This is a genomic window from Azonexus sp. (assembly GCF_036170495.1).
Classification (GTDB): Bacteria; Pseudomonadota; Gammaproteobacteria; order Burkholderiales; family Rhodocyclaceae; genus Azonexus.
Genome location: NZ_JAVHPH010000007.1, coordinates 1 through 1,446, shown reverse-complemented (window position 1 = coordinate 1,446; position 1,446 = coordinate 1). Strand labels below are relative to the sequence as shown.

The 1,446-nt window shown below is 54.9% G+C and carries 2 protein-coding genes; both read right to left on the bottom strand.

Annotation, left to right across the window (positions count from 1 at the left end):
• Positions 1 to 82: 82 nt before the first annotated feature.
• Complete coding sequence (flgL, locus tag ADADOO_RS00245) at positions 83 to 1,306, bottom strand: flagellar hook-associated protein FlgL (RefSeq protein ID WP_511274152.1); 1,224 nt, start codon at positions 1,304 to 1,306, stop codon at positions 83 to 85.
• Positions 1,307 to 1,317: 11 nt separating this feature from the next.
• Positions 1,318 to 1,446, bottom strand: a 129-nt coding sequence (locus ADADOO_RS00240) for a flagellar basal body rod C-terminal domain-containing protein (RefSeq protein ID WP_511274153.1), incomplete at its 5' end; no start/stop codon positions are given.

Below are 1,446 nucleotides of genomic sequence, written 5' to 3'. Positions count from 1 at the left end.
TGAATGGTCTCATTCGGAATCAGGGGAGAAGTCCCGCAACCAGCCAGACAAGTTGCTGCAATCAGAGCGGCGCTGAATCTTTTCATAGGTAATTGAACAACGACATCTGGCTAACCTGCTTGAAGGAAAGCTGCGCCGCCTCAAGGACCATTTTCTGGTTGGCCATGTCGGAAATCGCCTTGGTGTAATCGAGATCCTGAAGCCCGGCAATATCCTGCTTGTATTGAATGTTCAGATCCGACGCCACATTTGTTAGCGACTCCAATTCGAGACGCCGCGCGCCAATCGAGGTCTGCTTGCTCAGCAGATGATCCAATGCCTGATCCAGATTCTCACCGATGTTCACCATCTGATTCTGGAAAGCCGCGCGACTGGCCGGCGTGGCCGAAACATTGCCTTCCAACGTTTTGATCATGCTGTCGAGTGTTTTGAAAATGTCTTGGTTGTCGGCCGGCTTGACATCAAATTTATCGCCGACCGCCGGAACGCCGGCAATGTTGATCTTGAACTGCTGCCCCGGCAAGCCAAGCGTAATGTCGGTCCCACTGGTATAGGTCAGGCCGGCAGTGACAGTTGGAACGCCGTTTGTGGTTACCGTCAGGTCGTAGGTATTAGCTCCGGTAAATTCCAGTTGGTAGCTGCTGTCATCGAACCCCGAAATAACCGACGATGCGCCGACCGTACCGGTTCCGGTATTGGCCGAATCAGCCGTGAACATAAACTGCCCATTCCCTTGGGGAATATTCATGAACACATCCCGGCCAGACTCTGATACATCCATCATGCGCCCGGTATCGACCTGCAATTGCCGGCTACCATCGTCGCCGTCGTAGACCGTTGTTCGGTTACCCGGTGCCCCCGTCGTGGAGAAAGGCTGAGTGTCGCCTCGGTATCCGGAGAACACATACCCCCCCATGGCATCGGCACTATTGGCCAATCCCACCAACTCGTCAAACCGTTCCCGAATCTCTGCGGCAATCGTGCGCCGGTCGCTGTCGCTGTAGGCACCATTGCCCGCCTCGACGGCACGCGTCTTGACGGCCTGAAGCAGATCCCCGACCCCAGCTATGTGACTCTCCAGACCGGCAAGTTGACTCTCGGCATTAGCCTGGTTGTCGATGAACTGGGTATTGATTGATTGGCGCTGACTAATGACCAAGGCCTGAGCCGCTGCAACAGGATCGTCTGCCGGGGTCAGCACACGGCGCCCGGTAGAAAGCTGGTTTTGCAGCTTGAACAGACTTGTCTGCAACTGCAACATGTTCTGCGTGCCCGTATCAAACATCATCGAGGTGCTTATGCGCATGATGTCACTCCTTAATTGCTGATGCCGAGAAGGGTGTCAAAGAGCTTCGATGCAATATCGAGCGACCTGGCCGATGCCTGGTAGGCCTGCTGATAACGAATAAGGTTGGCGGCCTCTTCGTCGAGATTGACACCGGACAC